The 24,935-nt window shown below is 56.8% G+C and carries 25 protein-coding genes and 1 riboswitch; of the genes, 15 read left to right on the forward strand and 10 right to left on the reverse strand.

What is annotated here, in order from left to right; all coding sequences use genetic code 11:
• The first annotated feature begins 102 nt into the window (after positions 1-102).
• Positions 103-609 (forward strand): copper chaperone PCu(A)C, encoded by a 507-nt coding sequence (locus ABUK73_RS15080; RefSeq protein ID WP_353578000.1) that lies wholly within the window; start codon positions 103-105, stop codon positions 607-609.
• 277 nt (positions 610-886) lie between these two features.
• On the opposite strand, the gene ABUK73_RS15085 is transcribed toward ABUK73_RS15080, so the two are convergent.
• A complete protein-coding gene (locus tag ABUK73_RS15085; protein ID WP_353578001.1) occupies positions 887-2,647 on the reverse strand; it encodes a peptidoglycan D,D-transpeptidase FtsI family protein in 1,761 nt (586 codons plus the stop codon).
• Between the two features lie 425 nt (positions 2,648-3,072).
• On the opposite strand from ABUK73_RS15085, the gene ABUK73_RS15090 reads away from it, so the two are divergent.
• Positions 3,073-4,398, forward strand: a complete 1,326-nt coding sequence (locus tag ABUK73_RS15090) for an Nramp family divalent metal transporter (RefSeq protein ID WP_353578002.1) — start codon at positions 3,073-3,075, stop codon at positions 4,396-4,398.
• Positions 4,399-4,464: 66 nt separating this feature from the next.
• Here the strand turns inward: ABUK73_RS15090 and ABUK73_RS15095 are convergent, their stop codons facing one another.
• The 3 genes from ABUK73_RS15095 to ABUK73_RS15105 all read right to left on the reverse strand — a co-directional run bounded on the left by ABUK73_RS15095 (position 4,465) and on the right by ABUK73_RS15105 (position 6,487).
• Complete coding sequence (locus ABUK73_RS15095; protein WP_353578003.1) at positions 4,465-5,634, reverse strand: hypothetical protein; 1,170 nt, start codon at positions 5,632-5,634, stop codon at positions 4,465-4,467.
• An 11-nt stretch (positions 5,635-5,645) separates the two neighbouring features.
• Positions 5,646-6,062, reverse strand: a complete 417-nt coding sequence (locus ABUK73_RS15100) for a MerR family transcriptional regulator (RefSeq protein WP_225246014.1) — start codon at positions 6,060-6,062, stop codon at positions 5,646-5,648.
• A gap of 182 nt (positions 6,063-6,244) precedes the next feature.
• Positions 6,245-6,487, reverse strand: a complete 243-nt coding sequence (locus ABUK73_RS15105) for a hypothetical protein (protein WP_225246013.1) — start codon at positions 6,485-6,487, stop codon at positions 6,245-6,247.
• Positions 6,488-6,763: 276 nt separating this feature from the next.
• Between ABUK73_RS15105 and ABUK73_RS15110 the strand changes: the two genes are divergently transcribed.
• Genes ABUK73_RS15110 through ABUK73_RS15120 form a run of 3 tightly spaced genes read left to right on the forward strand, consistent with a single transcriptional unit; the run spans position 6,764 to position 9,105 of the window.
• On the forward strand, positions 6,764-7,843 hold the full coding sequence (locus ABUK73_RS15110; RefSeq protein ID WP_353578144.1) for a L,D-transpeptidase family protein: 1,080 nt from the start codon (positions 6,764-6,766) through the stop codon (positions 7,841-7,843).
• Between the two features lie 2 nt (positions 7,844-7,845).
• On the forward strand, positions 7,846-8,010 hold the full coding sequence (locus tag ABUK73_RS15115; protein ID WP_353578004.1) for a hypothetical protein: 165 nt from the start codon (positions 7,846-7,848) through the stop codon (positions 8,008-8,010).
• 18 nt (positions 8,011-8,028) lie between these two features.
• Positions 8,029-9,105: a flavin-containing monooxygenase gene (locus ABUK73_RS15120; RefSeq protein WP_353578005.1), complete on the forward strand. Its 1,077-nt coding sequence runs from the start codon at positions 8,029-8,031 to the stop codon at positions 9,103-9,105.
• Positions 9,106-9,111: 6 nt separating this feature from the next.
• On the opposite strand, the gene ABUK73_RS15125 is transcribed toward ABUK73_RS15120, so the two are convergent.
• From ABUK73_RS15125 to ABUK73_RS15135, 3 genes are read right to left on the reverse strand one after another with little or no spacing between them, the layout of a single operon-like run.
• Positions 9,112-10,035 (reverse strand): cation diffusion facilitator family transporter, encoded by a 924-nt coding sequence (locus ABUK73_RS15125; RefSeq protein ID WP_353578006.1) that lies wholly within the window; start codon positions 10,033-10,035, stop codon positions 9,112-9,114.
• 31 nt (positions 10,036-10,066) lie between these two features.
• Positions 10,067-10,735, reverse strand: a complete 669-nt coding sequence (locus ABUK73_RS15130) for a DsbA family protein (RefSeq protein ID WP_353578007.1) — start codon at positions 10,733-10,735, stop codon at positions 10,067-10,069.
• Positions 10,732-11,172, reverse strand: a complete 441-nt coding sequence (locus tag ABUK73_RS15135) for a disulfide bond formation protein B (RefSeq protein WP_353578008.1) — start codon at positions 11,170-11,172, stop codon at positions 10,732-10,734. Before ABUK73_RS15135 ends, ABUK73_RS15130 begins: the two co-directional genes overlap by 4 nt.
• Before the next feature lie 232 nt (positions 11,173-11,404).
• On the opposite strand from ABUK73_RS15135, the gene ABUK73_RS15140 reads away from it, so the two are divergent.
• The 3 genes from ABUK73_RS15140 (at position 11,405) to ABUK73_RS15150 (ending at position 13,005) form a co-directional block, all read left to right on the forward strand.
• Positions 11,405-12,025 carry an SCO family protein gene (locus ABUK73_RS15140; RefSeq protein WP_353578009.1) on the forward strand — a complete coding sequence of 207 codons (621 nt, stop codon included), beginning with the start codon at positions 11,405-11,407 and terminating at the stop codon, positions 12,023-12,025.
• A gap of 83 nt (positions 12,026-12,108) precedes the next feature.
• Complete coding sequence (locus ABUK73_RS15145) at positions 12,109-12,777, forward strand: L,D-transpeptidase (RefSeq protein ID WP_353578010.1); 669 nt, start codon at positions 12,109-12,111, stop codon at positions 12,775-12,777.
• Positions 12,778-12,801: 24 nt separating this feature from the next.
• The gene (locus ABUK73_RS15150) at positions 12,802-13,005 is read left to right on the forward strand and encodes a hypothetical protein (RefSeq protein ID WP_353578011.1); all 204 of its coding nucleotides are present in this window, start codon (positions 12,802-12,804) and stop codon (positions 13,003-13,005) included.
• A 748-nt stretch (positions 13,006-13,753) separates the two neighbouring features.
• On the opposite strand, the gene ABUK73_RS15155 is transcribed toward ABUK73_RS15150, so the two are convergent.
• Positions 13,754-14,191 carry a transcription initiation factor IIE subunit beta family protein gene (locus tag ABUK73_RS15155; protein WP_353578012.1) on the reverse strand — a complete coding sequence of 146 codons (438 nt, stop codon included), beginning with the start codon at positions 14,189-14,191 and terminating at the stop codon, positions 13,754-13,756.
• A 1,237-nt stretch (positions 14,192-15,428) separates the two neighbouring features.
• Between ABUK73_RS15155 and ABUK73_RS15160 the strand changes: the two genes are divergently transcribed.
• The 5 genes from ABUK73_RS15160 to ABUK73_RS15180 are packed head-to-tail and all read left to right on the forward strand — an operon-like array spanning position 15,429 to position 22,316.
• Positions 15,429-16,232 carry a hypothetical protein gene (locus tag ABUK73_RS15160; RefSeq protein WP_353578013.1) on the forward strand — a complete coding sequence of 268 codons (804 nt, stop codon included), beginning with the start codon at positions 15,429-15,431 and terminating at the stop codon, positions 16,230-16,232.
• 11 nt (positions 16,233-16,243) lie between these two features.
• A complete protein-coding gene (locus ABUK73_RS15165) occupies positions 16,244-18,535 on the forward strand; it encodes a transposase family protein (RefSeq protein WP_353578014.1) in 2,292 nt (763 codons plus the stop codon).
• Positions 18,536-18,551: 16 nt separating this feature from the next.
• Positions 18,552-19,574, forward strand: a complete 1,023-nt coding sequence (locus tag ABUK73_RS15170; protein WP_353578015.1) for an ATP-binding protein — start codon at positions 18,552-18,554, stop codon at positions 19,572-19,574.
• Positions 19,571-21,619, forward strand: coding sequence for a hypothetical protein (locus ABUK73_RS15175; protein WP_353578016.1), 2,049 nt, complete (start codon positions 19,571-19,573; stop codon positions 21,617-21,619). Before ABUK73_RS15170 ends, ABUK73_RS15175 begins: the two co-directional genes overlap by 4 nt.
• Positions 21,620-21,665: 46 nt before the next feature.
• Positions 21,666-22,316 (forward strand): type IV toxin-antitoxin system AbiEi family antitoxin domain-containing protein, encoded by a 651-nt coding sequence (locus ABUK73_RS15180; RefSeq protein ID WP_353578017.1) that lies wholly within the window; start codon positions 21,666-21,668, stop codon positions 22,314-22,316.
• 178 nt (positions 22,317-22,494) lie between these two features.
• On the opposite strand, the gene ABUK73_RS15185 is transcribed toward ABUK73_RS15180, so the two are convergent.
• Positions 22,495-22,815: a low molecular weight protein tyrosine phosphatase family protein gene (locus tag ABUK73_RS15185; protein WP_353578018.1), complete on the reverse strand. Its 321-nt coding sequence runs from the start codon at positions 22,813-22,815 to the stop codon at positions 22,495-22,497.
• A gap of 148 nt (positions 22,816-22,963) precedes the next feature.
• Here ABUK73_RS15185 and ABUK73_RS15190 point away from each other — a divergent pair, with 148 nt between their 5' ends.
• A complete protein-coding gene (locus ABUK73_RS15190; RefSeq protein ID WP_353578019.1) occupies positions 22,964-24,013 on the forward strand; it encodes a hypothetical protein in 1,050 nt (349 codons plus the stop codon).
• A gap of 124 nt (positions 24,014-24,137) precedes the next feature.
• Positions 24,138-24,357, forward strand: a riboswitch (cobalamin riboswitch).
• 22 nt (positions 24,358-24,379) lie between these two features.
• On the opposite strand, the gene ABUK73_RS15195 is transcribed toward ABUK73_RS15190, so the two are convergent.
• The gene (locus ABUK73_RS15195) at positions 24,380-24,688 is read right to left on the reverse strand and encodes a hypothetical protein (protein ID WP_353578020.1); all 309 of its coding nucleotides are present in this window, start codon (positions 24,686-24,688) and stop codon (positions 24,380-24,382) included.
• Between ABUK73_RS15195 and nrdH the strand changes: the two genes are divergently transcribed.
• On the forward strand, positions 24,687-24,908 hold the full coding sequence (gene nrdH, locus ABUK73_RS15200) for a glutaredoxin-like protein NrdH (protein WP_353578021.1): 222 nt from the start codon (positions 24,687-24,689) through the stop codon (positions 24,906-24,908). The two genes, ABUK73_RS15195 and nrdH, sit on opposite strands and share 2 nt — an antisense overlap.
• Positions 24,909-24,935: the final 27 nt, after the last annotated feature.

Consider the following 24,935-nt stretch of genomic DNA (forward strand, 5'->3'; position numbering starts at 1 on the left):
TATCTCCAGCATAGCCGAACCCCATCGGCCATGCTCGGCGTGAGGGGCAATCCGCTCGAACTGGTTCAAGAACGCGGACAGTCCGCGAGAATGAGAGGACTTATGAAGCTCAGGATCATTACTTCTGCGGCGATCGCGGCCATCTTCGCCGCGACAGGCGTTCCCGTCTCCTCCGACGCACATGACTTCCAGGCGGGCGGCCTCGAACTGAAGCACCCCTGGTCGGCCAAGGCTCCTCCGGTGGCTCCCGTACTTGGGGCGTATCTCGTGATCGTTAATACCGGAACGGAAGCCGACCGGCTTGTTGGCGGCAGCACGCCCGCCGCCGAACGTCTGGAGCTGCACGAGTCGACATTGGTCGATGGGGTCGCGCGCATGCGGCCCGCGAAGCAGGGCATCGAGATCCAGGCCGGGGAGACCGTGAAACTGGAACCGGGCGGAGCACACATCATGCTTGTGAACCCCAGGCAGCGCCCAGGCGAAGGAGAGAAATTCAAGGCTACTCTGCAGTTCGAGAAGGCCGGTCCCGTCGAGGTCGAGTTCGTGGTTCAGTCAAAGGCGCAGGCCCCGTCGGCTTCCCAAGACCATGGTGCCCACATCAAGCCGTGAATTCGCGCGAAAGCGGAGGTCGACCGGGTCTGAATGTCTGAAGGTGTCTGCTCGGAACAAGACGGGCGCCTTCTTCAATTTCAAGATGGCGTTCATCGCGTGACCAATCCGCGGACAGGTGGCAGCGGCACGCCCAAGGCCAGAGCCATAGCCATAGCCATAGCCTGATTTTTCACTTCACGGCGTATCTGAGCAAACTGGCGTTTGTCCGATGGCGGTGAGGGAATAGCTTCCCGCTCGTCGCCGAACCATTCATGGACAATGATCCCATGACCAATCAGTAGTTGACCAGTATCTGAGGGCTGGTTTCACCTCCGAACCGGGGCTTCACATCAAGCAAGGCGGCTGTTCTCTCGATGATCTCCTTGGTCATAGGAGCTGCGGTGGAAGCCGCAGTCCTTCCTCCGTTCACACCTGTTTTCGGCGCATCGATGATTGTCAGCACGACGTATCGCGGCTTGTCCATCGGAAAGCCCGCGACAAATGCGTTGAAGTTGATGTCGCTGGCATACCTGCCATTTATGACCTTGTCGGCAGTCCCGGTCTTGCCGCCCACATGGAAACCTTCGACCTGCGCACCTCGACCGGACCCTTTCAAGCCGTTCCAATTGTAGAGGAACCGCATGTCTGCGCTGGTCTTCTTCTTGATAACGGCGCGAGAGATCATCGCTGCTTCGTCCTTCGAGCGCGGCAGGAAGGTGGGATTCATGAGGTTGCCGCCGTTGATCAGAGCTGCGGCAGCAACAGCGGTCTGCAATGGTGTTGTGGCTACGCCGTGGCCGAACGAGATCGTGACGGAATTGATCTTCTTCCACGTCCGGGGCTGGGTAGGGGTCGCTACGCCGGGCATCTCCGTGTCCATCTTGGAAAGCAGCCCCAGTCTCGTCAGAAACTCCTGATGCCCCTCTATCCCGACCCTGTCAGCAACAGCCGCCGTTCCAATGTTGGATGAATACTGAAACACCTCAGGTATCGATAGCGGTCGGTTCTTTCCCTTGAAGTCCTTGATCGTAAATCCGCCCATACGGATAGGGCGGGACGCATCAACGACGGAGTGCAACGTGATCTTCTCCGCATCCAGACCCATGGCAAGCGTAAAGCTTTTAAATGTTGAGCCCATCTCAAAGGTGGCGTTGCTGATCCGATTGAACCAGCCTTTTTCGTATTCCTTGTCGATGGAGCCATCTGGGAGCGTGCGCGAAGGCTGGTTCGGATCGTAGTCAGGAACGGAAGCCATAGCGATGACCTCTCCAGTTTCCACGTCGAGAATGACGGCACCAGCAGCTTCTGCCTGATAGTTCGTCATCGCGCGCGCCGCGATTTCGCGAACGATATGCTGGACGCGGACGTCGATCGAAAGCCTCACAGGCTCGAGCCGCGTATCGTTCGTCAGGCCCGTTGCTCGAAGGTCGGCATACCCCTGCTGATCGATGTACCTCTCCATACCCGCGAGACCGAGGTTGTCGACATTGACATGGCCGACAATATGGGAGGCGGTGGCGGCACCCGGATAGAAGCGTCGTTTCTCCGGACGGAAACCTATGCCGGGAATCCCAAGCGCTAGAATATCAGACTGCTGCCGGGGCGTGAGCTGGCGGCGCAACCACTGAAAGCCGGAATCGGATCGGAGCTTCCTGTGCGTGTCGCTCCAATCGAGATTTGGCAGCACGGTTGCAAGTTTCTCGACAACCTCGTCAGCGTCGACAATACGTCGCGGTTCCGCATAGAGCGACACGGTGTTGATATCGGTCGCTAGAAGCTCGCCGTTACGATCGAGAATGTCCGGGCGCGTTGCGACGGCATTGGCGCTGGGATGAATGGATCCCGTCACCACTGGGTCGGTCAGGCCATACTGGACGAGACGTGCGCCAACGACAATGTACATCACCGCAAAGCCTGCAATCAGGAAGGTCAGCCTTTGTCGACTATCACGCTTGCGGCGTTCGGATGTGCCGACAAAGGCTTTAGTAACAGGCTTGACCCTAGATTCCACACTGAAATGGGCGCGGCGGTTAAGCCGTACGATAAAGCCTATCATATCTAACCGTCATCTCCGAAAGCATTGACCATGAGCAGCCCAGACCGTCCGCCAATGTGTAGTTTGCACCTGGCGGGTCTGAAACCAATCGAGGATTTGGCACGACACCAACCGCAATGAAGTTTGCATTAATATACACTTAAAATTGCATAAAACTGATTAACGTTTCGTTATCCTCGCCCGTCGTGGATGTTGATACGCAGCCCGTCGCGGAGCGGCAGAGACTGACAAACGCAACACGATGTTTTCTGAAGGACTTCCAAATCCGGTCTTCGATCTGACTGGGGAAAGTGGATCATCATCAGCGAATTCAGGAAAATACCAGCGCTGAAGGCACCAAAGGATATCGTCTTGCCAACGCCATCGATTAATGCGAATGATTTGCAGTTGCAATATAGCAAGGGCTATGAAGGCGAGGCGGGGCTATGGACAAACCGATCAAAGGCTGGCGGCGGACCGTGGGTGAGGCATCTCTATCGGATGTTCACCGTTCCATCGGAGTTGCTGCTGGTTCAGGCACATTCCGCAGGGCGATGGCGTTTTTCGGCCCCGGCTATCTTGTCGCAGTCGGATATATGGATCCGGGCAACTGGGCGACCTCGCTGGCTGGTGGATCGAGGTTCGGATATGCGCTGCTCACTGTGGCACTTGTTTCGAACATCATGGCGATCGTCCTGCAGTCGCTCTGTGCGCGGCTTGCCATTGGTTCCGGGCGGGATCTGGCGCAGGCGTGCCGGGACGCTTTCCCCAAGCCAGTGGCTATGGTTTTGTGGCTGCTGGCCGAGATCGCCATCATCGCGACAGACATCGCCGAGGTGATCGGCACCGCGATCGGCCTCAACCTCATCTTCGGGATACCGCTGGAACTAGGGGTGATCATCACCGCACTGGACGTTTTCCTGATCCTGTACCTTCAGAAGCTGGGCTTCCGTTGGGTCGAAGCGCTCGTCATAACGCTGCTCGGCGTGATCGCTGTCTGCTTCACCATCCAGATCGCGCTTGCCGATCCGGACTGGGGCCAGGTCATTCTCGGATTCGCGCCCACCACTGAGATCATCACCAACCCCGACATGCTCTATCTTGCGCTGGGCATCCTCGGCGCGACCGTCATGCCGCACAACCTCTATCTCCATTCTGGAATTGTGCAGACCCGCGACTACGGCCACACGCTACCTGAAAAGCGCGAAGCCCTGAAGTTCGCGACGATCGACTCCACCGTCGCACTGATGTTCGCTTTGCTCGTCAACGCCTCCATCCTTATCCTTGCCGCGGCGACTTTCCACAAGACCGGACAGACGTCCGTTGCGGAACTGGGTGAAGCCCATAATCTGCTGGCGCCACTGCTGGGCCTTGCCATCGCTCCGACGCTGTTCGGGATCGCGCTTTTGTGCTGCGGCATCAATTCGACCGTGACCGCGACCCTTGCTGGCCAGATCGTCATGGAGGGGTTCCTCAAGATTCAGCTAGCACCTTGGCTTCGCCGCCTGATCACGCGGGGGATAGCCATCATTCCCGCCGCGGGTGTCACCATCGCATTCGGAGACAGCGGCACTGGACAGCTACTGATCCTCACCCAAGTCGTCCTCAGTCTCCAGCTTTCCTTCGCAGTATTTCCGCTCGTGCTGTTCACTTCTGATCGCGCGAAGATGGGGGAACTCAAGGCACCGCTTTGGCTCACGTCGTTTGCCTGGGTCATCGCCGTGGTGATCGCCTTGCTGAACATCAAGCTGCTGTACGACTTCGTCGCGTAGCAGGCATGACTGGCGACCGGGGTATGATCTCACGGCGAGCAAATGAACGCTGTCGATACCCTTGATCTAGTCTTCCGGAGGCCACTCGTGAGGAAGTCCGATGATATCGGCGAGGTTCGATCCTTCTACCCGTCCGTAGCCTTCCTCACCGACCACTGGACCGAAACCCGACAACGGGAACACATGGTGAGCAATCGGGCAACTGGCGAAGGGATTATAGGCGATGATCGGCTGCCAGCGAGGATCGCGAAGCTTCCAGAGGTTCGGTTCGGGCAGAATCGCCACCGCGCTCACATTGGTGTTTCGAGCGGCACCGTGGGATCCCCAGAACCCGTCGCCGCCTCTCACGTCGAAGGTCTGAAAGCCACCATCGGGAAGTTTGCGAAACCGAACCGCGGGTGTTCCGAATAGTCCGTCCAGCAAAGTATCCTCTACATGATCGCCCAACGGTATCGAACCCTTGCAGTCCGCGACGACTATCAGGTAGGGGATGGCCTCTATCCCGTATTTCCGAGCCTTGTTGTCAAGCGCGACGCGGAGATCCCGATGTGGAGCCACCGAACGCAGCCCACCCATGGCCGCGCCGATCTTTCGATCATAGACCTTTCCCTTGTCAAATCCCCCAAGCAAGGTCAGCTCGATTCGCCAGTCCTGCGCCTCGAATGTTCTCATTGGAACATGGTTTGCGTCTTCTCCACATTCCTCACGCGCCCATTGCTCGACTTGGGCCTTGAGCTTTTTGACACTGGGAGCAGTCGCTCCATGAGCCCTGACGCCGTATCCAAGCAGCCAGCCAGGTGGCAGATCCACCGTTTCCAATCCGTTGTAGATGGCCGCCTCACGATTGTCGCGGGCGACGCTCTTCACATCCGGTCCGAACGAGGTGACCTCCACATATGCAAGTGAGTCTCCGGCACTATCCCTCACAAGGAAGTCAGGCCTGTTCGTCGGGTGTGGACACTGCGGATGTACCTCGACTTCGAGGCCTGAACGTCGGAGCGCGACGTATGTAACGATTTCGGCCAAAGCCTGCTCGTACTGGACGTCCGTGCCGTCCCTCATCCGACTGACAAGATCCGATTGCTCTTCAGCAGGAAATTCGGCAAGCCAGCCTTCAACCGTCTCGCGATAAATGACGAAGGGGTTTCGCCCGGACGTATCATAGAAGTCATAGTTCCGTTCGCCCTGCCGTTTAGGCGAGGTCCTGGTTCTCTCTTTCGTTTCGAACAGAGGCATCGTTCCGGTTCTCAATCGTGATCCGTGGTGCACATGTCATGATTGGCCAGGGCACGGATCACGTAGCAGTCGCGCACCTGATTGGAGTGGCAGTGTGTGGAAATTCGCTCGAGTTCTGCCTCTAGCTTTCTGAGCCGTTCGATCTTCTGTCGGACGGCGACGAGCTGTTTTGCCGCGATCCTGTCAGCCTCCTCACATGGTTTCTCCGGATGCTGGCTGAGATCGATCAGCTCACGGATCGCTTCTATGGTCAGACCAAGATCGCGCGCGTGCCGAATGAACGAGAGGCGTTCCTGCTCGGTTCTGGAATAGCGGCGCTGGTTGCCTTCCGAGCGCTCCGGCGGTGACAGAAGCCCCATCTGTTCATAATATCTGATGGTTGGCACTTTCACACCGGTCGTCTTCGACAGGTCTCCAATAGTGAGCATCGATCCTCCATGCGGCACGCCTGCGGATGCTGGCCGCGATAAACCTCATCACGCAAACGATCCCTGTTTGCAACCCAACAGGTAGGTGATGCCGCGAAAGTGAGGCTTCTCCCACGCTAAATCAAGTGAGCTACTGGTATCCGGTGCGGCACGATCCACCATTTCGCTGCAGGAGCCTACCATCACGACGTCGAATGAGAATCGAGCCTCTTCGCGCGCCAATCCCTAAACCACATGAAGGATTCGATGCCGATGGCCGCACCAAGCGCAATCGACGCGACCGAACCAACGATCGCTTCCAAGAGGTCGTGGCCCGTAACCCAGCAAACAACCGCAAGCGTGAGCTTCACAACCGCGTAGCCCGCCACCGAAAAGACCGCGATCCAGGATGCAGCGCAGGCGAATTTCTTGGTCCGGTTTGTCATCGGGAAAAAATAGAACCCGGCGCACTGGATGGAAAATCAAGTTGTCGTGCAGGTCGCCGCCGTCGAAACGATGCATTTTCAAGAGGCAGCCCTCTTGCACCTCAAGCAGCTAGAGGTCCTATACTCACGCCGAATCGTTGGGTGGATGGGTGCTCGAGCATTTTCACTCGATCACGCAGGCCGATCTAACGGAGAAGTATCGTCCTTGAACAGATTTGTCGATGCAGTTCCCATGAACCAGGGCATCAGAAACACCGCATGACCTCGATATCCAAGATGATCCGGGCACCTATAACGTGTTTCATCCACTCCGTTCTCCGCCGAGTGGCTGTGATAGCCGTCGTCGGCGCGGCACTGTCAGGCTGCGTCGTCTCTGACATGGCTCTCGACGACCTCTCTCAGGCGGCGCCTCAGATTTCCGGGAAGCTCCTGACGGAGATGTCGAAGAAGGGAATGAAGCCCGAAAGCCCTGTGCTCGTCAGGATATTCAAGCAGGAAAGCGAACTTGAGGTCTGGAAGATCAACGGGACCGGTCGCTATGCGCTGCTCAAGACCTACCCGATGTGCAGATGGTCTGGAAAGCTGGGACCTAAGACGGCCAACGGCGACCGTCAGGCACCGGAAGGCTTCTACCACGTGTCCAGAGGTATGCTGAACCCCAAGTCCCAGTACTATGTGTCCTTCAATCTAGGCTATCCTAATCGGCTCGAGTCCGCACTCGGCTATACCGGGGAGGCACTCATGGTCCATGGAGCATGCTCCTCGTCCGGTTGCTACGCCTTGACCGATCAGGGCGTCGGCGAAATCTACGCAGTGGTCTCCAAGGCCCTCTCGTCCGGACAGGATCGCTTCCAGGTCCAGGCCTATCCTTATCGCATGACTGCTGAAAACATGGCGCTGCACAAGGATGACGAGAACCTGCCGTTCTGGCGGACGCTCAAGGAAGGCTACGATGCCTTCGAACTGACGAAGCAGCAGCCCAAGGTTTCAGTGTGCGGTCGCCGCTACATGTTCAACACTGAGTTTGTCGGGGGCGAACCGCGTGATCCTCTGGCTGCTTGCCCGGTTGTCTCGGCCCCACAGGATCCGCAGCTCGTAGCGCGAATGGCTGTGGAGAAGAAGAAGGTCGATGCCGCAATGGCGGAGCGAGGCTCTGCGGTATCCGCGTATGTCGACGGCGGAATGCATCCGAGCTTCCGCGCGCTTCTCAAGAAGGACGGTGCCGAAAAGCTTGCGGCCCGCATATCGGGAATAAACTATCCGGTCAGCAGGCCGGACGCAGCGCTGGCCGATCCCTTCAAGGAAATGCGGAAGCGTTCCGAGGCAGCGACGGCGACAGAGACGGGTGGAGATTGAACGTGGCCAAGCCTGATGAACGGATGCGCAGGGTGAAACGCAACAACTGGATCATGCTCGCGATCCTGGCGACGTTCGTCGTGGCGGTTTTCTCCTACAGCTTCCTCCACATAGGTCGGGAGGCAAGGCCGGAGGGCGCAGGCACCGCAACCTCCGCCCGACCATGACCGGGCGTCGCGATGTCCATGGATAGCAGCAAGGGGCTGCGAGCTGACATTCTGATCATCGGCGCGGGGCAGGCCGGGCTTGCCGCCGCCAATGCTCTGAGGATGGCAGGGCTGAGCTTCCTGATGGTCGATGCTGGACAAGCGATCGGCGATAGCTGGAGGAACCGATACGACACCCTCACGCTCTTTACGCCGCGCCGCATCAGCAGTCTCCCTGGCATCCCGCTGATCGGTGATCCCGATGGCTATGCCACCAAGGATGAATTTTCAGACTATCTTGAGCGGTACGCCGCGAGCAACGGCTACCCGATTATCAGGTCGACGAATGTCGTCAGGCTCGAAAAGGTGGACGGGTTATTCCTCGCTTATCTGGAGGGCGGCGGCCGCTTGATCAGTCAGGCGGTGATCGTCGCCACGGGTGCGTTTTCCACGCCCCGAACACCCGAAATCTCCTATTCGATGCCATCCGACATTCAACAGATGCACGTCACGAACTTCCGCAATGCGGGCTCGATCACGAGTGGCCCTGTTCTGGTCGTCGGAGATGGCGCAAGCGGAAGGGACGTGGCGATGGAACTGGCGGCTTCGCATCGGACGCTTCTGGCACGCGGAAGACAGCGGAATCTGCTACCGGAGAATGTTCTCGGGCGCAGTATATGGTGGTGGCTTGAGCGGCTCGGTTTACTGCGGGTATCAGCGTACGGGACGATCGGAAGACGGATGCGAAAAGCAGATCCATTTCCCACGCGCGGCAACGATGATGCTTCTCTCATCCGGAGTGGCGTTAGCCTCAAGTCCAGGCTGGTCGCCCTCGACGGTAGGCGGGCTAAATTCGAGGATGGGACGAGCGAGGACATCGGTTCGATCGTATGGGCGACAGGATATGCCCAAGACTTTCGCTGGATCGACATCGAAGGGGCGGTCGGAAGCCGACATGAAGCGGTCCATCGCGAAGGCATTTCCCCCGTCGCGGGCCTGTACTACGTGGGACGACCATGGCAGCGAAACCGTGCTTCCGGTCTTATCGCTGGCGTTGCAGACGATGCGGCATTCGTCGTCGACCATCTTCTCCGACTGCGTGCCCACAGGACGTAAAAAGGGTTAGGTTTCGTCGACCACGTGGCCGATGACCTTCACCGCCGCTTCGCGACTATCCTCGACGGTCTCAATCTCCAGGGTGCAGTGACCGATCCCGTGCTTGTCCAACAGCATCTTGCGCACGGCGCGCTTGACGCCAGCGATTTCTGCGAGAGACAGATCCTTGATTACGAGATGGGCTTCGAGAGCATTGTGTCCTTCGTCGAGAGGCCAGATGTGGACGTGGTGCACGTCATTCACCCCGTCGACGGAGCGCATGTCCGCGACGACCTTCTTCACATCGACCCCCTCAGGCGTGCCCATCATCAGGACACGGATCGATCCACCGATTTCGGTGAAGGCCTGCCATAGAATGTAGCCTGCGATCATGAGGGTGATCGCCGGGTCGATCCAGGTCCAGCCATAGATGATAACGAGTGTGCCAGCGATGATGACACCCACCGATCCAAGCGCGTCCGAGACATTGTGCAGGAACGCTGCGCGGATGTTCATGCTGGTTTTCGAAAGGGCATAGGTAAGCATGGCTGTGACCACGTCGATCACGAGCGCGATGCTCGCGATGATGACGACAGTCCATCCCTCGATCGGTTCCGGCGTGATAAACCGCAAGATGGCCTCGTAGACGAGATAGATGCCGATGACGATCAGCGTCGTGTAGTTTATCAGCGCCGCGACGATCTCTGCCCGGACGTAGCCGAACGTCATCGTATCGTCGGACGGACGGCGCGCAATCCTTCGCGCGCCGTAGGCGATCACGAGCGAAGCGGCGTCGCTGAAATTGTGGATTGCATCCGCTATCAAAGACAGACTGCCGGAGACGATGCCTCCGGCTATCTGGGCAAACGTGAGAAGCACGTTGACGAGGATCGCCCACCAGATGCGCTTGTCGCCAGCGTCGGCTCCGTGATCGTGATGATGTCCGCTCATGCGCTCAGGCTCCGATATCTCAAGTCAGGATTCAGGAACCTGTCTTGCTCGCATCGATTTCGGCCTTGACGAGATTCAAGAGACCTTGGGGGCTGAATTCGGTGAGAGGCTTCCCGTTGACGAAGAATGTCGGTGTCTGCTTGACGTCGTTGGCTTTAACATCAGCCATGTCCTGGGCGAGAACTTTATCGACCGACGGCGATGCCGCGTCCTTGCGTCCCTGTTCGATATCCAGCCCCGCCGATGCAGCGATCTGCCATGCCTTCTCCAGATCCGGCTTTCCGTGATCAGCCCAGACAGGCTGCTGTTCCAGTATGGCCTCGAGAACAGGCTGGAAGCGGTTCTGCTTGCGGGCAGCTTCGAGTATCCGCACGGCATCGTCGGATCCCTGATGGAACGCGGTGTAGCGCAGGACGAGGCGGACATCGGATCCCGTCTGCGCCATCATCTGCTTGACGATCGGATAGAAGGCCCGGCAGGCCTCGCAGGACGGATCGAAGAACTCGACGATGGTCACGGGAGCGGACACCGGCCCCATGACAGGAGAATGCATCCTGACCAGTGTGTCGTTCCCCGACATGGGGATTGGTGCAGGTACAGGTGTCGGCTCGGTGGTGTTGCCGCTATAGAGGGCGGCGCCTCCGGCGAATACGACGATAGCGGCCGAGGCCGATGCGAGGACGAGGGTGCGTCTGTTCATGCTGATGTTCTCCGGCGCACGATAAGAAGTAGGATGATGATTGCGGTGAATGCTGCAAGCGAGAGAAGGGGTATGGGAAGCGCCCCGAACAGGATCATCCCGTCGCCCGAGCAGGAGGGGCCCTGACCGCATGGTTTGATGGCGGTCGGGATGACCTTGAAATAGAGAAGATTGTGGAACGCAGCGATCAGCCATCCGATGGCGGCCAGCGGCGCTGCATAGAACCACGCCCGGCCATCCGATCGGAACGCAGCCACAGCCAGCAGGACAGCCAACGGAAACATGAAGGCGCGCTGGTGCCAGCAGAGGTCGCAAGGAGCCTGACCCATGACTTCGCCGATGAACAGCGCGCCCAAAGTCGAAGCCAGAGCGACCATCCAAGCCGCGAAGGTCGGTAGCCACGCCCTGTCTTCCGATTGCACTGTCGCCTCACGCATTCTCTGCCCTCAATGGATTCGCTCCGATTGTGAGACCTCTAGTAGCTTGAGGGTCAAGACCAGTTGCGGAAGAAACAGGTGTCCTGGCAAAAATCGAAACCTGCCTTGGTGCGTCACTTCAGCGCAGAACCGACAAAGGGTGTCAGAATGCTATTGAACCTCAGGCCACTAGAGGGATTACGGCTTTCCCACGAATGATTCCCGATGACATGGGACAGTGGTGGGAGGTTTGATGAAAGGTGTGAGGATTTTCCGGATCGTGATCTGGTGCCTAGTCGCGGTGGTCGCAACAGGGCTATTGATCCTGGGCCGTGATCTGAATGTGCGTCCGGGTAATGTGGCGGATGCGTCGAACTCATTTTCCCCTGCCATCGGCAAGCCATTTCGCCTCGTTTCGCACAAAGGCCAGACAGTCGATAACGGTGTTCTGGATGGCAAACCGTATCTGGCATTCTTCGGTTTCACGCACTGCCCGGACATCTGCCCCACGACGCTCTTCGAGCTGACCGACCTCATGGCAGAGCTCGGCTCTACTGCGGACAAGTTCAATGTCATCTTCATTAGCGTGGATCCCGAGCGGGACACCGAGATGATGCTGAACGGCTACATGACTTCCTTCGATCCGCGGATCATGGCGCTCAGGGGTACTCCCGAACAGACGGCCACCGCAGTGAAGGCATTCGCAGCCTACTCCCGCAAGGTGCCGACCGATGGCGGGAACTACACCATGGACCACACCGCGGGCGTCTATCTCATGGACGCAAACGGCAGCTTCAAAGGGACACTCGACATGCATGAGCCCCGCGAAGTCCGGCTGCAGAAGATCCGCAAACTCGTGGCGGGATCAGCGTGATCAGCCCGGATATTCACCGGGCTTAATTTCAATACTTATGAGGATATCAAGTGCATCCAGAAATTTTAACTCGACGCGGATTCATGATGGGCGGGGCAGGGGTCGCAGCGGTCGCTCTGACAGGCTGTTCCGTGACGACAGTCGAAAAGGAGCGACCCGCAATAATTCCAGTCGAAAGTCCCGCTCTCTCGACGATGTACGGGCCGATGCCAGAAGAACAATTCCCGCTTCCTGCCATCCCCTACCAGAAGATCAGCGAGCGCTTCCACCGTCAGATGGTGAGCGATCCCACGGGTGAGCGGCCCGGCACACTGGTCGTCGATACGGCGAATTATTTCCTGTACCTCACATACGAGGGCGGACAGGCGATGCGTTATGGTGTCGGTCTAGGTCGGCAAGGATTCGAATGGTCAGGAAAGGGTGTCATCCAGTATAAGCGCCAGTGGCCGCGCTGGACGCCGCCTGACGAGATGGTCGCCCGGCAGCCTGAACTGGTGCCTTACAGCATTGCAAACGGCGGCATGGCCCCCGGCCTGAAAAATCCGCTCGGTGCACGGGCGCTCTATATTTTCCAGAACGGTGAGGACACGCTGTACCGGATTCATGGCTCACCGGAATGGAATAGCATCGGAAAATCCGTGTCGTCGGGTTGTGTGCGGATGATCAATCAGGATGTGGTCGACCTCTATGGCCGGGTACCGGACAAGACTCCGGTCGTCGTCACCGGTTTGCCTCTGTTATCGGCAGTATAGTTAACCAAACCAAAAGCCGTGGGTTTGGAATTCGTCAGCAAGGAGCCGATCTGCCAGATCGTCAACGGGAAGCCAGAACCGTTGTGGAACGACGATTGGATCGGATCGAAGGATGTGCTGAAGGCACTCGACGTTACCAAGATCGTTGTCGCGGACGCCGCCGATACGAAGGAGACGATCGAGCCCGAAGAGATAGAGCTGTTTATCAAGAATGCGTGGTCCTATTGAACTCAGGTCAAAGCGGGCCAGCACGCATGCCGCTCTTCGGATCTGACCTGGCAGTCCAGTTTTTGGTTCGACCAGTTCATTTTTGGGATCGAATATTCCGCAAATTATAGCGGTCCTCCAATCGCAAACAGGGGCGCGCTCCCGTAGCGATGAAAACCTGATGGGGCCGAAAGGCGTTATGATCGCCATGAGTCGAGCTACTCAGGACGATATCGATCGCACGGCTCAAAACGATGTCAGGTCGGGTGCCGACGTTAGCTTTCAATACGACCGGGTGATTGTGGAGCAGTTCCGAGAACATTTTCCCCGTGCCCGGTGGAGAGACACTCGTTAACGTGATTGGTACCAGGCCGGCCAGCTTCGCGTCAGTTCCCTTGGTGGCTGGCAGAGCTTGAAGCGGAAGCCGATGCCTTCGCCGACTCGGAGGGCAGGGATGCTTACGACATCGATCCGGACCAGAATTGGCACCTCGAGCTTGGAAGAGCGGGCTTCCGCATCAATACTCCCTGTTCGACCACGGTCATGTATAGGCATCGCGAGTTTCCTCACTCGCGATAGGATGGCCACATAAGGAGTGAAACGTTTCCTTTCGATCATTTCAGGAGCTCAAGGATCGGCGGCCTCAGATCGAGGAAGCAGCATGCCGGAACGAAACTGAGGAACGGCGACGCCGCGCAGCCGAGCGAAAGGGAACCGAACAGGAAGGGAAGTTCAAAGCAGAACTTGCCGACAGGTCGACAAGTCGCGGCTAGAGTGTGTCGCTTTCAGGGACTGTTCCCGCAAACCAGTAGCCAGTCGGCAGGTGCTGGAATTCCTTTGCTTCCCACATGATTTTGGTGATGCGTTTAATAGGGTCCTTGAAGTTAAGCTCGACACCTTTAGAGGCCAGTCCCTCCAGGATTTCGGAGCGAGATAAGGGCCGATTTTTTTCACGCAGTAACTCGATCACATGTGTTCGAAGCTTGTGCGCCTGACTACCCATATGCACGCGGCGGACCGTCGTAGTCTGTGGCGGCTGGTTCCCGTCAACCTCCGGGACACCTCGCAGGTTGGAAATAGCTTTTTCCCACCGCCTTATCTTGTCGAGGCTAGCCTCAACTGCGCGCCTTTCAGCCGCCACGGCGGACTGCAGCTCATCCAGCATCCTACCGGAGACAGGGTCGACAACGGTCTCAGTTTCATTCATCAGTGTATCCCGAAAATTCAGCATCTATTTCCGTTTGCATCCATTTTATCGATGTCAATCAAATACGAATCGGGTATTGCTTGACTACGCCGTCAACACATCCGGGATGATGGCATCAGAGCAATCAGTGTCCCGGATTCAGGAGCAAATCATACCATTTATCTGGTCGCGATGCTAGCGAACAGGATTTCTAAGTGCGCCCACCGGGATCTTTTTGAGGATAACCGGTTGCAACCGAGTTTTTCATACTCTGCCTGCGGAGGATTGAACTCAATGAATCACAGATCGGAGAAGCATGATGTTCGAACCATTTGGGCCTGGCGGATGTGCGTCGCGCGCCTTTTTACCCGGACACGGTCGAAGGCGAAGCTCTTGCTGAAGCGTGGCAATTTGCGTGCTAACTTCTTTAAATCATTAAACTAGCCGTAAAGTAGAGCTTACCGTTCGTGCGCCATCGGGTGTTTTGTGTCGCCATCTCCGATGTTCAAAATGCCTGTTTCAACTTCTTGCGGTCAAGTGGCTGTGGCAGGAGATTCGCGCGATTGAGCTTGATGCACATTTGAGATTGGAAGGATTCATCTTCGTCCGGTCAGTCTCTCTTCCTTGGGTACATCGAATCCTTGAAAGTCAGGATGTCGTGCAGGTTTTCATAGGACTCAGTCTCTGGTCCTGTAGACCTTGAGTCCTTTCTCTGTCTTTTGGAATTTTTGAGGATGGATCCTGATGAGCAATGGAATAGATGCTGTTAAGTCCTGCTAATCGTATTGGGTTTTACGGAATCTTTTCTGCTTCTATGACTGCTGCGGTCGGGTTCGGGCACGTCGCATGCGACGAGCTTTTAGATGGACCTTTCAGAAACAACTCAATGATTGGAGAAAGTCTCATGCCAAATGCCTTAGGAGCCGATTACTTCTGCCAGCCTTTCGCCATGGCTGCAGCGCCTCAGACTCGGGCGAGCTACTTGACCGAGATGCAGCTCGCAGCGCGCGGCGGTTGCCCGCGTACCACCCCGGAGCCGGCCTTACAGCAGTCATGAGGGCAGTACCTTCGCTCCTCATCGAAGGCTGTTGCCTATTTCCGGTCCTTCTAGATCTTAAGCCTACCAGCGCTCCGCTCGCACGCTTCTTCGCGTGCCCACCCGGATTTCGCGAAGCCCTGGCCAGTTAGTCGCCGGCCACCACTAAAACAATCACCGGTAACCTTAAACCGGATCGCTTCGATCCGAGAAGGATGAATCATGCCTGTACCCAAGAAGAACATCAGAGCAGTCAGAAACAATGGAGTGGTCGCCACCATTGTCCGTTCAGAGGAGGGAGGGCCCTTGAGGCGGATAATCACCGGCAGGAAGACGAAGCCCACGGCGACGGTCCCCTGCCTGAAATCAGGGTTTCGAAACATGCCGGTGGAATCCATGAAATGCGAGCTGCCGACGTTGCAGATTTCGGAGGTCGCGACTGCAGTCCATGCGCTGATGTCGCAGTCCCACAGGTTGGAAATCTATGTCGAGGGCGATGACGCCCCCCTGATATACTTCCCGGACCTCGAACTGGAAGTAGAACCGCAGTTTCTCCAGAACATCCAGCGTGGCGTGCCGTTTGCTGACGCGGCGAGCCACCCTCTTCTCGGAACCCCGCGTCGCTTGTGCAAGAAGCTGGTTGTCGAGGTGAAGGACGATGACGACCCGCGCAACGGCGACGAGGTCTATCAGGAGAAATTGGAGCTAGCACGACAAGCATACCGGATGAAAGGAATCCACTTCATCGTCATTCGGCGCTCGGTCGACCTGAAGCCTTCGCTGCTCGCCCGCTTCGTGCCCATCGCCTTGAACGCGATGACCTCTGTCGACGCACGGCACAGCGCGATTGCCGTTGCTGTCTTGGGAAGCGAGGGCGTCGGCCACTACGGGAAGCTCGTGGAAGCTTTCGGTGGCGGTCCGCGCGGTGAGGCGACTCTGCATGCGCTCCAGGTTCGGAGGGTCATCTCCATCGATCTCAGATCCCCGATAACCGGAGCGTCGGTCGTTACGGTCGTCAGACAATAGGAGAGTGCGAAATGCTTAGGGACTTCGATCTCGAGATCGACGAGTTTTATGCGTTCAAGGAAACCAACGGCTGTACCGGGTTGCGGCAGTTCAAGTCGGTGCTGTCGAATGGCGATCTTCAGTTCAGGGATTCGAAGACAGGCAACAAGCGAAATCTTCCGCAGCGCGACTTCAAGCGCCTGAGAGGTCTTGGGGCCATCGCGAGAGTATCGGGGCAGGGTTCGGCGATGGAAAGGACTATGCCGGATCCGCGAGCGAACATGGATCCGCAGGAGGGAGGCATCAACCGGAGGGAGAGGGATCGGAGGATAGCGGCCGCGAAGGCTCTATTCGAAGGACGTACGCTTTTTCACTATGTCTTGGCTATGGACGCTCTCGGCAACGTCAAGCGGTCAACCAAGAAGCTGAACCGCTTCATAGCCGCCACACATGAGTCCGCCCTAGCGATGGGGTTCATGTGGTGTCCTTCCGCAAGCGCAATCCGACGCGCATGGCTCAAAGGCGTGCCCGGAAGGCGGCATTTGGACGATTTCGTCTCGCAGAGAGGAAAACACAGCGCCGAGAAATGGTGGCCCAAGCTCGTTCTTGAGCTCAAGGCCATGATGTTCGAGCACTACTGGTCGAGCATTGCGGTGTCGAAGCCCCAGGCCAAGGCTTTCTTCTATTCACGTTTCGATCGCGCGAATGCCGAAACTGCCTCACTGGGCGGGGCCGCGATGAAGCGCCCCTGCGCTACGACGTTGGACAACTGGATAAACGAGTCTGAGACCTACGACCGGTGCGTCCAACGTTATGGGCTGAAGGCCGCATTGACCCGCTACAAAGGGCACTCTCTTCCCTTGCAGCCGTTGCGGCCGCTCCACTACGTCCTTCTCGATCAGACCGAAGTGGACTGGTGGACCAGGGTTCTAAACGATCAAGGCGAGGTGATAGGATTTGTCAGACCTTGGCTCGTCATCGCTATGGATCTGTTCTCTAGGATGATCCTCGGAGCCTTCCTCAGTCTCGAACCTCCATCGGTCTACTCGCTGATGGAATGCGTCAAGCAGGTCGTCAGATACAAGGATTTCCTCGTTGACGAATATGGCGAGCACAAGGGGGCGACGGACGGGTTCGGCAAACCGATCTACTTCGTCGTGGACAACGGCCGCGAGAACGTAGGGGTCTCGTTCCAGGTGATGTGCGAGAGGGCCGGGATCGGACTGATCTTCGCACCGAAGGGCACGCCCCAGTATAAGGCGAGCGTCGAACGGTTCTTTGGAATCTTGAACGAACACCTGTGGCACAGGCTGCCCGGCGGAATCCTGAAGAAACCGGACGGCATGAAGGAACTGGAACTGAAGCCTCAGGAAGATACCGTTTTGTCCATCGAGGAGGTCTATCCTCGGCTCTGGCGTACCATCGTGACAATGCACCATGTCGAGGTCCATGAGGGAATCGGCATGGCTCCCGCCAGAAAGTGGAAGCTGGGGATTGAGCGGCATGGGCGGCCTATGGTCGACGATATCGCTACATTGGACGTCTCTCTCGGCCAGACCGTCACCTGCATGATCACTCCCCAGGGTATCAAGCTGGATGGACAGATTTTCCATCATCCGGAAATCATCAGCGGTCTCATCAACGATCTTGCTGCCTTCGGATCGGCGATCAGCTACCGTCACAAGGTCCCAAAACGCCACTCCATCGAGTGCGCCGCGGTCAAGCATCAGGAGGATTGCTCCTACATCGATGTCTGGAACCCGAAGAGGAAATGCTTTGTAACGGTTCCCAACAAGTTTCCAGATTATTCTCGAATGCTTTCCTGGGCCGTCGCAAAGCGGATCAGAGAGTTCGCCGATGCCCGCAATCTCGAATTCCACAGTGATGTGGAAATGATGGCGGCGCGCGATGCGCACTATGCCACGCTGGTGCCGTCAATCGAGGGCAAGCCGGTAAAGAAGTCCCGCAAGGATGCTAGGGCGCTCGAGGCCGAGCGCAGAAGACTCGTTGCCGGCAGTATCGTCGAGGAGAAGTTCGTGACCCCTTCGGCATCCGGTAGCAAGAGCCACGAGGTTCCCACCGCCTATCCCGCCAAGGAACGGAAAGGTCCGGCGCTGCCCGTGAAAGGACCAGTTCTAGGAGCTCGCAAGGCAGCCCAGACGCGAGCCCGAAATGTGCAGAAGGCTAACACGTCGACCAAGCCGAAGCCCGCATTCGAGTACTTTCCGGATCCGGTAAAGCCTCTGACCACCGTGGAGGACCTTGGAATGTTCGTCATACCCGATGCCGACGATGCGCTCGCGGCGATCCAACACCTCCTCTGATCGAAAGGTTGCAACAATGTGCCTAGCCACTTCCAAGGGTCATATCCGCGCGGAGTTTAAGAAAATACGCATCCCACATCCACGGCTTGATGCCGCCTTCGAGCTTTTCGACGACCTTCGAGAAGCGAAACGCAGGGAGCCGGGGGGAGAGCAGGACTGCGGGCTGCTCTTGGCCGACTCGCATTCCGGCAAGTCCATGTCCGTCACGACCTACATCGAAAACCGGATCGTGCCCTATGTCATGGAACTTGGAATCTTCGCCCCGGACACGAAGCCAGCGACCGTCGCCAAGCTGCAGAAAAAAGTGATCCACGTCACGCTCTCAGCGCCCGCATCACCGATGTCGCTTGCCACTGATCTCCTCACTGCGCTCGGGGATCCCAACCCGGAGATGGGAACCCTGCAGTGGAAGCGCCGCAGGATCTATAAACACATCGTGGAGTGGGAGACAGAACTCATCGCGATTGACGAGATCCAGCATCTGTCCTCCGCGACCTCATTTCACGCGCTCGAACGGTCAGGACTTGCAGACAAGAAGACGATGGTCGTACAGGACAATCTTAAGAAATATCTCATCGACGGCATGGTTCCTCTCATGTTTATCGGGACACCGATCGCTCGCGACCTGATATTCAGCGAGGATCAGGTCAAGTTCCGTGGAGTTCCGGAACTCGACTTCAGCCGACTGAATTTTTTCGTCCAGGAACAGCGTGAGATCTTCACCAACTTTCTGGGCACTCTCGGCGGCAAGCTTTGGAGCCACGGGCTTTTCGAGCGGCAGTCCAACTTCTTTTTCGGCGACATTCCTGCACTTGTACATATCGTATCGGGAGGTCGGATCGGGGTGGCTGCGAAGCTAATTCGCGCCGCCGCAGAGGCCGCGTTTACGCAAAAGGCCACCGCCGTGGAGCGCATTCATCTGGAGATGGCGGTGGATTCATGGGCGACACCGCTAAAACTCGTTTCCACCAATCCTTTTCGGGACGGTCCAAGCCTGGATTCGCCTTATCTCGAATTCATGAGAGCTCCTAAAAAATGAGCAATCTGAGATTTACCTCCGAAATGGCCGAACGTCGCTTGGAACTCGCTGGCAAGACCCTTGTGATTCCGGTTCGCCCGATATTGGGCGAGTCGGCAGCCGACCTAATCATGCGTGCGCTTTTCGTGAATGGCTATCCTGATAGTTCCGTATTGCGGAAGATGATTTCAAAGCGCTACTTCAGGGATTCGGTGACGATGTCGACGTTACTCATTAATTTCGCCGATAATATTGCCGACATGCTCGGTCTTCCTGGGGGAGTGGACGAGCTCCGTCCGCTTCTGCAGCCCGAAATTCCGGGGAGAGCGGGCTTTGTCGACTTCTTCGGTGTTCCGATCAGGGCGTCGCACCTACTTGTGCAGTTCCGAAGAGTGTCACCCCTGGCTCTCAGGCGTTCCCTTCATTCTCGCGCAGTCTGGTCACTGTTGCCCTTGCCCTACGATCCTGAGACTAAGCAGCTTCTTCTTGACCATTGTCCCAGATGTAAGAAGAAGCTTTGGTTTAGCCACAAGTACGGCGTCGAGAAATGCGGCTATTGCGTTTCGAGGGACCGTTTCGGATTACTTATTGGAAGCGAGGATCTGCGGGACGCCGTCAGACCGTTTGTGACGATCGACTATGAAGCTGGCCTCGACCTTGTGAGCGCGCTTGTCGATCCTTGTCTCAGGAATATGGGACCCAAAACTTCCCACATCTTCGCTAACGAGCAGCCTGGCCACCTGTGGGAATTCGTGATTGCTGTCGCGGAGGCGCTCAGTCTTTCGGCCGGCGGCCGGCGCGCGGACCGGCGCTTTGTCGATATCGATCCGCGATATCTGTCTCAGGCTGGAAGAGTCCTCATCGACTGGCCTAACGCGCTGTATGAGGTGGCAGACAAGGTGCGCGCAGACGCGCATCTCAGAAATGATCATCACTATGGGATCGGGAAGGAGTTGGGTCCACTTCTGTGGATCACGCACGACACGATGGTTGCACCGCATTTGCGTGGTCTCCTCAAGCAGGAACTGCTGGAAAATATGCGGCTAAGCGCGCAGGCGACTTTCTCGGTGAGAAAGGCCGAGAATAGGTTCAGACCCGAGATGATATCGATCGAGGAGGCCTCTGGTCTGACGGGAATTCCCCGCAAGCGCCTCTCGGCTCTGGCGTCTGATCCGAGGGTGACCGTTCTACGCTCGACGGATTGCCATAGTCCGGTGCTTATTCTCAAGCCAGAGCTCTTCGTGCTCATCGAGCGATCCAAGCAGCTCCTTGCTCCTCGACAGGTCGCCCATCTTACCGGGCTTTCGGAGCCGCTCCTTCCGAGCTTCGCGGCAGCGGGGCTTCTGACCCGCGACGAAAGTGCATGCTCGCATCTCATAAGGCTTCCGGAGCCCGGCGGATACTACGAAAAGGCCTCGACGGACAAACTGATCATGGCGATCGACAACGTGGTCAGAACGAGCACACCAGCCTTGGATGCCGTACGGTTGTCAGTCGCGATGGCGACATTTTCTCCGATGCCAACCAATCGTTGGCCGGAAACTGCTTCCGCCATTATCGAGAAACGCCTTCAGGTTTGGCAATCGAGCGACACAGGCAGTCACTTTGGGATGCAGCGCCTTTATTGCAGTCTGGGAGAGCTCCTGCAGCTTCTCGAGGTCACAGTTGGAAGCGAGATTCCGAATATGGTGATATCGCAAACCGATGCAGCGTTTTTATTGGGCACGCATGTTCCGAATTTGAACGACATGATGCTGACAGGTCTTCTGCCGCGTACGCTTTCAATTTCCGATCTGGTCGAGTTCCGCAAGAATTACGTTCTTACCCCGGAAATACAGCGGATACTGGCTGGAAGGTTCGTGACGGCTTCCGTTCGAGTGATCCGCGACCGTCTTGAAGCTCAGGGTGTCTATCCGCTTCCGTTGGTCGGCAGGGCAACCAAGCTTGTTTGGAAAAGGGCGGAAGTCGAGATGGTCATGGACAAAAATCCTCTGTCGTTCGCAAGCCGCCCACCTGGCACAGTGCCGCTTTTGAGTAGAGGTCAGAATGTTCCAGGCCGTCGCTAACGCTATGAACCGTCGGAACCCAACAAACGTAAGTTGAAGGACGCCCATGTTTACCATCCATGAAGAGAAAATCCTCGCGATGCTCGAAGTGCAGAGCGTGCGGAGGTGTAAAGATTTCTTAAGGTCTGGAATCCCCTTCGAAGCACTCAAGACAATGCGAAATAGCGGGAAAATCGACCTGATCCACTACGGGATCTATTGTTTACGGCGACCTGGCGAGCCTCGATCGAACTACAAGGCTGCTGAATTGGCGATTCGTTATCCGGACGGCATACTTTGTTTGGGAGGCGCTTTGATATTCCATAGCCTAGTTGACGAGCGACTAGCCCATTGGACCCTCGGATTTACCGGCACGACATGCCGCCCCACGGCCCCCGACGGTACTCGAATGCACCATTGGCAAGGTAGGTACAACTACGGGTATGGTGTGGAAGAGCGAGTAGTTCTGGGTGTCCGCGTTCGATTTACATCGAAGCCCAGGACTGTTGCCGACTTATTTCGCTTCGAAAGTAAGGTGCCAAGATTTTTGGCTTATCAAGCTCTGTCGGCTTTCTTAAGCGATGGAGGACGCCCGGAAGAAGTGGCCGAGATCGCTCAGGAATGGGGATTTTATAAACGTATAGAGCATCTCATCGAGTTTTCACAGCAACTGCTTTCCGATGGCGCTATTGCTGAGAGAGCCCAGATGCTCATTTGAACTTGTAGCGTTTCGAGTCCGTGCAAAGTCCCGACTTGAATCGCTGTATCTCGGGAAAGAATCACAAAGAGTGGCAAGATGAATCGATAGTTTTGGCTCACCTTGTGAAAATCAATGTGTTAACGGAATCGCTCTTTGATGTGAAAGACATCCGCCGTATCCGGCACGCCCTTATGGCCTAAAGATATCTCGGTACCTTCGCTTCCAGCACTGAGACCAGTGCAGGGTCCATGAACGTGTAGTTATCTGGAATGTCGAGGCATATCAGCCTTTTACCTTTTAAAGCAGCGCGGTATTTGCTCTGTATTTTCGTGCGGTGGATTTTTTCCATCACGAATATGATGTCGGCCCAGGCGATCTGCTCGCTGGAGAGCGGGTTTTCGGCATCGTTGTTGGTACCGGCAGAAGAGACTTCGATTCGGGGCCAGTTTGCGAAGACTTGTTCGGCGGTAGGGCTACGCAGCTTGTTCTGGCTGCAGACAAACAGGATGTTCTTCAAGCAGCTAACCTTTTCAAGATGCGCAGGGTTTTAGATGTGCCCGCTCCAGCTGGATTTGACAGCTGGTATGATGCCTTTTCTACCCAGGAAATCCGTGACATGCCGATAAGTTTGGTTATGATCTTAAGTTGTATAAAGAGGATAATCCATGAGCGTTACGGTTGATAGCTCCGAGTCCAGCAAGCGCAGCATTTTTGTCGTTCTTGGACAGGTGGTTTTGATTTCGGTTGTGGCCATGATTGGCTGGAATATTGCGATGCCGGGGCTCGATCCTGCGTTCATGGAAGCGCAGTCGAGGAATGGTCTTCCCTCGCAGCTCTCGATTCTAGCGTTGGGGGTGGGCTCTATTCTGACGGCGTTTGCGCTGGGGCAGATCGTTCGCCTCTTTGTTCCGCGTCTGGAAAACAGCGTGGCGCTGGTCGTGGTTGAGAATATCCTCGCACTGGTTTTGGCCGTGTCGCAGGCTTCTGGCATTGCGCAGATGGTATCGACCATGGGTTTTCTGGCTGATGCCAGTTCCTTTGGCGTGGCGGTCATCGTCGCGTCGCTGGTTGGCGGTGTGGCCGTACTTCTGTTCTTGTCGCGATTTGTCGTTCTACCAAGTCTCGTCGCCGGTTTCTGGATTTTGTGGCTTCTGCCCGCGCTGATGACGCTGCCATCTCAGCTGTCTTCGTCTTTTGAAATGTTGCGAGTTGGCGCTGTCGGCGGCTCGCAGTTTCTGTTGGCAATCGGCATCATTGCTGTCGCGGTCGGCCTGGTGGTCTTTGCCATACGTGCCGTGCTGGGCAATCAGGATAAGAAGGCGGCTACGGGTTCGATACGCTGGATGAATGTGGTCGTTTGGCCTCCCTTGCTTGCGGCAACTGCCAGCAGCTATGTCCTGATGCCGCTGGCCTTTCTGGCGCCGGATTCGCTGCCGGACGCACAGTGGCTGAGGGTTTATGTTTTCGCCGTGACGGCCGTCTTGATTCCCGTTTTCGTTTTTGGCTACCGCCGTTTCTTCGCGAATAGGGGCGTGATCTTACCCCTGACCACAATGCTGATTCTTGCTGCGGTTCAGATCGTTCTGGTGGTTGGCGGAGCCTTTGCAACCGAGCAGATCATGTTGCCACTTCCTTTTAGTGGCACGACCCTGCTGGTCCTGGTCGCCGTGATCTATGCCCTCATTGACGCGCTACGCGCACCCTCGACGCATTAGTCAGGGTGCCAAAAGGCCCTCAACGGGCAGGCGTACTCAACGCCTCTTCCGCCTAGCCTCAACGTTTTCCCCATCTCATTTCTCACAAATCGCAATAAGTCTTGACGGGAAATTAACCTAGTCTACTATATGTAGTGTTCTAGGTTCCTTCGAGTCGCAAGACTTGTGAGGCTAAGATGGGAATACGGTGCGTTCATGATGAGCGTTCAAAAGCCGTAGCTGCCCCCGCAACTGTAAGCGGTGAGTGTCTGTTCCAAAATGCCACTGGGTCATGTCGATCCGGGAAGGTGGGATAGATACGTTGATCCGTGAGCCAGGAGACCTGCCTAGAGCGATTACGTCAACGGGCGGGGTGTCCGGGAGCTATTACGTCTGTTGCGGCATGGAGCCGCGCGTGTCGTGTTCCCGAATGTCCTGCATGAGCTGCTTCGGGGTGAAGTCCATGTCCAGTTTGTTTTTCTTGTCCAGTGCCTTTTCGCGAAGGTGTTCAACACTCGTGTGACTGTCTGCGGGTGGCGTAAGCCGTTCCCGATAGTCTGCGTCTGCCAGATGACGTCGCATCTTTTGTGAGGTGCGGTGCCTGTCGGCCTGTGTTCGCTTCCATTGCCATGTCGTCCACGCGCTTCGTCCGGTTGCGCGTTCGCTCTCGCTTGTCCAATCCCAAGAGGAAATCATGACCATTACCGTCTACAGCAAACCCGCCTGCGTCCAATGCACTGCCACCACCCGCGCGCTGGACCGTCAGGGCATCGATTACAGGATTGTCGATGTCTCCGAGGATGCTGATGCCTATGCGCTGGTGCAGGGGCTGGGCTACCGCCAGGTGCCTGTGGTTATTGCCGGTGAACAGCACTGGGCAGGCTTCCGTCCGGATATGATCGGCGCTCTTGCCTGAGCCTATAGCCGCCTCGCTCCAGCAGGG

Source organism: Agrobacterium vacciniicorymbosi, assembly GCF_040427045.1.
Lineage (GTDB): Bacteria > Pseudomonadota > Alphaproteobacteria > Rhizobiales > Rhizobiaceae > Agrobacterium.